We start from the raw sequence: 7,300 nt of genomic DNA, 5'->3' as shown, positions 1-7,300 counted from the left end.
GCCGTGACGGGGGGCCCCCACGGGTTGGTCGAGCCGTAGGAGGGCCCGACGCCCTCCGAGGTGGCCCGCACGCCCCAGGGCCGGGACGGCGCCGCGTGCCGGGCCTGGTTCACCGGGAGCGCGCGCGGCCCGGAGAAGGCGCCGATGCCGTGCGCCCGCCCGGTCGGGGGAGCGGTGGTGAGCAGCTCCTTCGGCACCACCAGCACCGCGCGCACGCCGCCGTACGCGGAGCGGCGCAGCGACAGCTGGAAGCCGTACGCCTGGCAGAGCCGGCCGAGGACGGTGAAGCCCAGCCGGGGGGACTCGGTGAGGTCGTCGAAGTCCTTGGAGACCATGGCCTCCCGGATGGAGCGTTCGGCGCGGATGCGCGCCTCGTCGGTCAGCCCGAGACCGCCGTCCTCGATCTCGACCGCTATCCCGCTCTGCACCTCGGAGGCGCTCAGATGGACGTGGCTGTGCGGCGGGGAGTAGCGGGTCGCGTTGTCGAGCAGCTCGGACACGGCGTGGATCAGGGGTTCGACGGCCGGGCCGATGACCGAGATCTGGGCCACCGGGTGCAGGTCGACGCGCTGGTACTCCACGATCCGGGACATCCCGCCGCGCAGCACGCTGTACAGGGCGATCGGCCTGGTCCACTGGCGGCCGGGCCGGGCGCCGTTGAGGACGGCGATGGAGTCGCCGAGGCGGCCGACCAGCGCGTTGCCGTGGTCGAGGCGCAGCAGGTCCTCGAAGACCGCCGGGTCGTTGCCGTGCCGGTCCTCCATCTCCCGCAGGTCCTTGGCCTGTCGGTGGTTGATCGCCTGGACCCGGCGGGTGAGGTGGACGAAGGCGCGCTCGGCGGAGTCGCGTCGGCCGACCTCGTCGTTGACGACCTGGGCGATGCCGCGCACCACCATCTCCAGGGGGCGGCGGAACCGCTGGGACAGGAACGGGTTCGGCCGCTGGAAGGGCTTGAGCAGCACGTCGATGGACGAGCCGTACCGGGCCCCGGCCACCAGCTTGCGCAGCTCCACCGAGGCCATCCGGTCCAGCTCCTCCTCCTGCGCGGCGAGGCGGTGGCTCAACTCGTCGACCCGCCGGGCGTGTTCCTCGCGCAGCTCGGCGAGCGCCCGCCCCCGGCGGGCGGATTCGGCCGCCACGACGGCCACCAGCACGGTGGCCGTGGCCCCGCACCACAGCACCTCGGCCCGGGCCCCGGCGGACACCACCACCGCGACCACCACCGCCGCCGCCGTCACGGCAGTGGGCAGCAGCCAGCCGAGCAGGGGCGCGGGGCGCCGTCTGGTGGGTGACGATCCAGCTCGAAGCATCTCGGAATCCTCAGACGATCGGAACAGAACGGGGTCGGGCGGCGGCGGCCGGCCCCGGAGGCGTGGTGCAGCATAGCCAAGTTCGGAACAATCCTGACCGAACCTCAAGAACACCGTCGGTCAACCGACTTGTGGCAACTTGCCGGACATGCCCGATATTTCGCACGCCAGTCGCAGCGTGGGACGGCCGTCGCTCCGCCACCAGGCTTCTCGCCCGGACGCGCCCGCACCGGCAACCCGGCGCGGATTCGCTCATGTGAAGGGTTTCCGGGCCAAGTCGCCCTGATTAGTGGCGAGTTCGTGCTACGTGAGGCCTGCGGGCCCCGCTGATCACCCGTTCGGGGGAATCGACCCCTGCGGGGCAACGGATGTTGCCCATGAGGGCAATGACTGTTGACGGTTCGTGTGTCCGCTCCCTACAGTGCGGGGCCATGGACGTGGAGGAGCTCGGCAGACGCGTGGCACAGGACGTGAGCGGCGGGGGAGGGACGGAGGGCCTCCGGCGGCTGTCCGGGGTGATCGCGGCACTGGAGGAGCGCCGGACGGCCGTGGTCGAGGAGCTGCGGCGCGGCCACGAGGCGACCTGGGAGGAGATCGGCCGGGCCTGCGGGATGACCCGCCAGGGCGCGACCCGGCGCTGGGCCGGGCGGCTGCGGGCCCGCTCCTTCGGCCTCGCGGTCGACTCCTACCAGCACGGCCGGCCCGGCTACCCGCAGGCGCTGATCGGCTCGGCGGTGCCGCGCGAGGCCCGCCGGGTGCTCGATCTGGGCGCCGGGACGGGCCAGTTGACCCGACTGCTGGTCGAGGCCGGGCTGGACGTGGTCGCGGTCGAACCCGACGAGACCATGCGCGCCCGACTCGCCGCGACGGTGCCCGGGGCGGCGGTGCGGGCCGGCTCGGCCGAACGCATCCCGCTGCCCGACGGCAGCGTGGACGCCGTGGTGGTCGCCCAGGCCTGGCACTGGTTCGACCAGGCGACGGCCGTACCCGAGATCGCCCGGGTGCTCGCCCCCGGCGGAACGCTCGCCCTGGTGTGGAACATCCGTGACGAGTCCGAGCCCTGGGCCGCCGAACTCGGCGCACTGATGCACCGTACGACCCGTCAGCGGATCGACACCGCGCCGGTGCCACCGCCCCCGTTCGGCCCGCCCGAGCGGCTGGAGATCCGCTGGGAGCACCCCACCACGGCGGCCGGGATCACCGACCTCGTCGCCTCGCGCAGCTACGTCATCGCCCTGCCCGAGGCCGAACGCGCCCGCCTGCTGGCCGACGTCGAGCACCTGCTCGCCACCCACCCCGACCTCGCCGGCCGGGAGCGGATCGCCATGCCCTACCTCACGAGGTGCACCCGTGTCCGCCTCGGCTGAGCCCGTCACCATCCGCCGCCTGGTGCGGCTGCTGGACGGTCCGGCATCCGGGGGCGGCTGACAATTGTCACGGTCCGGCGGTGCGGTGGCACACTGCCGGCCGCCCCGGGCCCGCGGCCAGGATGAGGGCATGACCACCACGGACCTCCACCACCCCGACACCCGTCGGGCCTTCGGCACCGTCAGGCGACTCGTCCTCGCCTACCTCGGCCTCAGCGTGCTCACGCTGGTTGCGGCCTTCGCCCTGCGTGACCACACCGCCGTGGTGACCCCGGCGGTGTGGATCCGCGGCACCATCGTCGTGGCCAGCGCCGCCGTCACGCTGCTGCTCACCGTCCGCGCGGCCCGCGGCTCGCGCGGGGCCTTCCGACGGCTGCGGATCCTCTCGGGGGTGATGATCGTCGCGATCGCCGCGATCATCGTGCTGCCGGGCGTGTTCCCGTTCTGGATGAAGATCGAGCAGGGCCTGTGCGGCCTCGCGCTGCTGGGTGTGGCGGCCCTGGTCAACGGGCGGCAGCTGCGCACGCTGTTCGCCAAGCCCTGAGGAGGGGGACACACGGGTGACCGGCCTCGACCACGAGAGCACACAGAGCCCCGTCCAGCGCTGGGTGCAGGGCGGGCGGCGGATACTGCTTGGCGCCGGGATGCTCGTCTTCCCCGCGCTCACCGCCATGGCCGTGGGCGGCACCGCCTCCGGTGCGGACGCGGCCGCCGGCTACGCCGTGACCGGCGCGTTCGGCCTCTGCTACCTGCTGCTCTCCTACACCCTCGGCCGGGAGCTGCGGCGCTGGACCGCACCGCTGCTGGCGGTGATGACCGCCTTGTTCCTCGCCGCGCTGCCGTTCGCGCACGCGGACGCCTTCTTCCTGGCCACCGTGGTCGTCTCGGTGATCACCGTGGTGCGGCGCGAGTACGCCGCCCGGGCGGTGACCGCCGGCACCCTGGCCGCGCTCCTGGTGCCCTGGGCCGTGCGCCCCTGGCACACCGGACCGGGCGGATTCCAGGCGCTGGCCCTGCTGTTCACCGCGCTCACCTGCGGCGCCTTCGCCGAGATCGCCACCACCAACCGGGCCCTGATCGCCGCCCGTGCCGAGGTCGAACGCCTCGCCTCCGAGGCCGAGCGCAACCGGATCGCCCGGGACCTGCACGATCTGCTCGGGCACTCGCTCACCGCGATCACCGTCAAGTCCCGTCTGGCGCAACGGATGGCGGGCAAGGACCTGGAACAGGCGGTGGCGGAGATGGCGGCCGTGGAGACGCTGTCCCGCCAGGCGCTGTCCGACGTCCGCGCCGCCGTCTCCGGCTACCGGGAGGTCACTCTGGCCGGCGAACTGGCCCGCGCCCGTGAACTGCTGCGCGCCGCCGGGGTGGTGGCCGACCTGCCCACGGCGGCGGACGCGGTCGGGCCGGAGAGTCGCGAGCTGTTCGGCTGGGTGCTGCGCGAGGGCATCACCAACGTCGTCCGCCACGCCCGGGCGGGCCGCTGCTCGGTGGCGCTCACCGCCCACTCGGTGGAGATCCGCGACGACGGCACGGGCGGCCCGGGCCACGGCGGCGACGGAGGCGGCCGCGGGGACGGCAAGGGGCTGACCGGCCTGCGCGAACGGGTCGCCGCGGCGGGCGGTACGGTCGAGGCCGGCCCGCTCGACCCGCGCGGGTGGCGACTGCTGGTCACCGTCCGGCGGCCCGACTCCCCTTCCGAAGGGACGACATGACGATCCGCCTGCTGCTCGCGGAGGACCAGGAGCTGGTCCGCACCGCCCTGCGCACCCTGCTCGACCTGGAGGACGACTTCGAGGTGGTCGCCGCCGTCGGACGCGGCGACCAGGTGGCGGAGGCGGCCCGCGAGCACCGGCCGGACGTCGCCCTGCTGGACATCGAGATGCCCGGACTCGACGGCCTGGCGGCCGCCGCGGTGCTCGCCCAACAGGCACCGCACTGCCGGGTGGTCATCCTCACCACGTTCGGCCGCGCCGGCTACCTGCGCCGCGCCATGGAGGCGGGAGCCCTCGGCTTCGTGGTGAAGGACGCCCCGGCCGAGGCGCTCGCCGAGGCCATCCGCCGGGTCGCGGTGGGGGAGCGGGTGGTGGACCCGGAACTGGCCGCCGCCACCCTCGCGGCGGGCGCCTCCCCGCTCACCGCCCGCGAACGCGACGTGCTGAACGCCTCCCGCTCCGGCGCCGGAGTCGCCGAGATCGCCGGGAAGCTCTACCTGTCCGAGGGAACGGTCCGCAACTACTTCTCCGCGGTGATCACCAAGACCGGCACCCGCAACCGCACCGAGGCCCTGCGCACCGCCGACGAGCGCGGGTGGCTGTAGCCGTCGTGGGTGCGGCCTCGTGCCGACCGGGCCGACGGGCAGGGGAGTGCACGCGGTGTTATGACTGATTGCGGAAGGTAGCCGACGCTGAGGCAGGTCCCCGTGAATCACCGGAACCGTGTGCGAAGGGCCTGCCGATCGGCGTTCTGGCCCATCGTCGCCGGCCTGTTCCTGATCGCCCCGCTCGCCGGGTGCACCGCGTCCGGCCACCCGGCCGCCGAAGCGGAGGGCGGGTCCGCCGACCGGCGGATCCGTGACCTGATGGTCGCCCAGGCCCCCCTCGACGAGGCGGCCGACCAGATCCGCGACCTCGCCGACTGGGGGCGCAAGGACGGCTACGGGGGCGTGGTGGTCTCCCCCGAGGAGCGCAGACTCCGCCTCTACTGGAAGGGCGACCTCCCGGACGACGTGGCGGGTCTGGTGGACCGGCTGCGGAAGTCGGTGGACATCGACGTCCGGAAGTCCGCCCACTCCCAGGCCGAACTCTTCGCCGCGGTACAGCGGCTGGAGGACGCCCACCTCAACGGCCGGAGTTCGGGTGAGGTTTCCGTCGCGGACCTCGGGAGCTACCGGATCGTCGAGCTCGGCCCCTCGCCGGACGCCAGCTCGATATGGGTGAGCGCCGAACCGTTCTCGGGCCTCCAGCCCCCCGGACGGCTGGACCCGGCGCCGCTGGCCGCCTCACTCCGTGAGGTCGCGGCGGTGCCCGTCAAGGTGCGCATGCGGGTGGCGAACCCGGACGCCCCGGCGCTCCAGGTGGCGCGACCGGGCGCAGCGCCCTCCGTCGCGCGGGCCGGCACCGGGGACACGTGCGCCACCCCCACCTGGTCCGGCCCGGACCCGGCCCCGACCGGCCCGGGCTGCACGCGGCTGAACGACGGGAAACCGTTCTCGGGCGGTGCGCGGTGGATCCACCAAGGCGACGAACCGATCCACGATCAGGGCTGCACGACCGCCTTCGGCGTCCACGACCAGAACAACGCCACGTACCTGCTGACCGCCCACCACTGCGTCGCGGGCGCCGAGACCGGGCCCGTCACGACGTTCGGCCGCGGCGACCTGGGCACCATCGAAGCGGACACCCCACTGGCGGCGCTGCTCTCCCCCAAACAGAGCGACGACCCCACCCAGACCAAGGCCGGCGGCAACCTGCCCGACCTCGGGCTCATCGCGGCACCCTCCGGCAACCGGATCTACGACGGCGGCTACGACACCGGGACCACCAAGCAGGTCTCCAAGGCCGACCACACCAATCCCGGTGACTACGTCTGCGTCTCCAGCTCCTTCAGCAAGACGTTCTGCAACATCCGCGTCGACCGGCTGGCGGGGCACAGCCCCACCACGGGCTTCTACGTCGGCCAGTGCCAGCCCGGGGGAAAGGGCTGCGTCGCCGCCGACGTGCACGCGAGCGGTTCCCCCGTCTTCTCCCTCGACGGCGGCGACCCGGCGCACAAGGTCATCGCGAAGGGGGTGGTGCACCGGGTGGGCAGTGACGCGGCCCTCGACGGCTCCTCGTGCCCCTCCTCGGTCCCCAAGGGCGACAACACGGAGAACTGCGCCGAAGAGGTCCACTTCAGCGATCTCGCGGCCGCGCTGGAGGCGACCAGGACCGGTTATCCGGACTTCACCGACCGGTACCTGGCCATCAACGACTGACGCCACCCGGAGCGCGGGGTCGGCTACTCCACCAGCCCCGCCCGGTACGCCGTGATCACCAGCTGGACCCGGTCGCGGGCGGAGAGCTTGGCCAGCAGGTGCCCCACGTGGGTCTTCACCGTGCCGGTGCTGACGCCCAGCCGGTCGGCGATCTCGGGATTGGTGAGCCCCCGCCCGATCAGCGTCAGCACCTCCAACTCGCGCCCGGTGACGGCCTGCTGAACTCTCCGCCGCTCGTGCTCGCCGTCACCGCGCCCGGCCGCCGGGCCGGCGGGGACGGCCGCGAAGGCGCGGATCAGCCGACGGGTGACGCTCGGGGCGAGCAGCGCCTCCCCGGCGGCCACCACCCGGATCGCGGCGAGCAGCTCCTCGGGCGGGGTGGACTTCAGCAGGAAGCCGGAGGCCCCCGCGCGCAGCGCCCCGTAGATGTACTCGTCCAGGTCGAAGGTGGTCAGGACGAGGATCCGCACCCCGCTCTCGGCGGTGATCCGCCGGGTGGCCGCCAGGCCGTCCGTGCCCGGCATCCGGATGTCCATCAGCACCACGTCCGGGTGCTCCGCCCGGGCCAGCCGGACGGCCTGCGCGCCGTCCGCCGCCTCGCCCACCACCTCGAAGCCGTCGGCGGCCGCCACGATCCCGGCCAGCCC

At 73.8% G+C, this 7,300-nt stretch carries 7 protein-coding genes; 5 read left to right on the top strand and 2 right to left on the bottom strand.

The window, feature by feature from the left end; genetic code table 11:
* Positions 1 to 1,310, bottom strand: a 1,310-nt coding sequence (locus J0670_RS24680) for a sensor histidine kinase (protein ID WP_207813849.1), incomplete at its 3' end; no start/stop codon positions are given.
* 458 nt (positions 1,311 to 1,768) lie between these two features.
* Here J0670_RS24680 and J0670_RS24675 point away from each other — a divergent pair.
* The 5 genes from J0670_RS24675 to J0670_RS24655 all read left to right on the top strand — a co-directional run bounded on the left by J0670_RS24675 (position 1,769) and on the right by J0670_RS24655 (position 6,653).
* Positions 1,769 to 2,677 (top strand): class I SAM-dependent methyltransferase, encoded by a 909-nt coding sequence (locus J0670_RS24675; RefSeq protein ID WP_307806672.1) that lies wholly within the window; start codon positions 1,769 to 1,771, stop codon positions 2,675 to 2,677.
* Between the two features lie 130 nt (positions 2,678 to 2,807).
* A complete protein-coding gene (locus J0670_RS24670) occupies positions 2,808 to 3,221 on the top strand; it encodes a hypothetical protein (protein WP_207813848.1) in 414 nt (137 codons plus the stop codon).
* A 16-nt stretch (positions 3,222 to 3,237) separates the two neighbouring features.
* The gene (locus J0670_RS24665; protein ID WP_307806671.1) at positions 3,238 to 4,392 is read left to right on the top strand and encodes a histidine kinase; all 1,155 of its coding nucleotides are present in this window, start codon (positions 3,238 to 3,240) and stop codon (positions 4,390 to 4,392) included.
* Entirely contained in the window at positions 4,389 to 4,997 is a 609-nt protein-coding gene (locus J0670_RS24660; protein WP_207813847.1) for a response regulator, read from the top strand. The genes J0670_RS24665 and J0670_RS24660 overlap by 4 nt, the downstream gene beginning before the upstream one ends.
* A gap of 120 nt (positions 4,998 to 5,117) precedes the next feature.
* A complete protein-coding gene (locus J0670_RS24655) occupies positions 5,118 to 6,653 on the top strand; it encodes a hypothetical protein (protein ID WP_207813846.1) in 1,536 nt (511 codons plus the stop codon).
* Positions 6,654 to 6,676: 23 nt separating this feature from the next.
* Here the strand turns inward: J0670_RS24655 and J0670_RS24650 are convergent, their stop codons facing one another.
* Positions 6,677 to 7,297, bottom strand: coding sequence for a response regulator transcription factor (locus J0670_RS24650; RefSeq protein WP_207813850.1), 621 nt, complete (start codon positions 7,295 to 7,297; stop codon positions 6,677 to 6,679).
* Positions 7,298 to 7,300 lie beyond the last annotated feature (3 nt).

It is taken from the genome of Streptomyces sp. FH025 (assembly GCF_017427025.1).
GTDB lineage: Bacteria > Actinomycetota > Actinomycetes > Streptomycetales > Streptomycetaceae > Kitasatospora.
The sequence above is the reverse complement of the archived record's forward strand: the minus strand, read 5'-3'. Positions and strand labels throughout refer to the sequence as shown.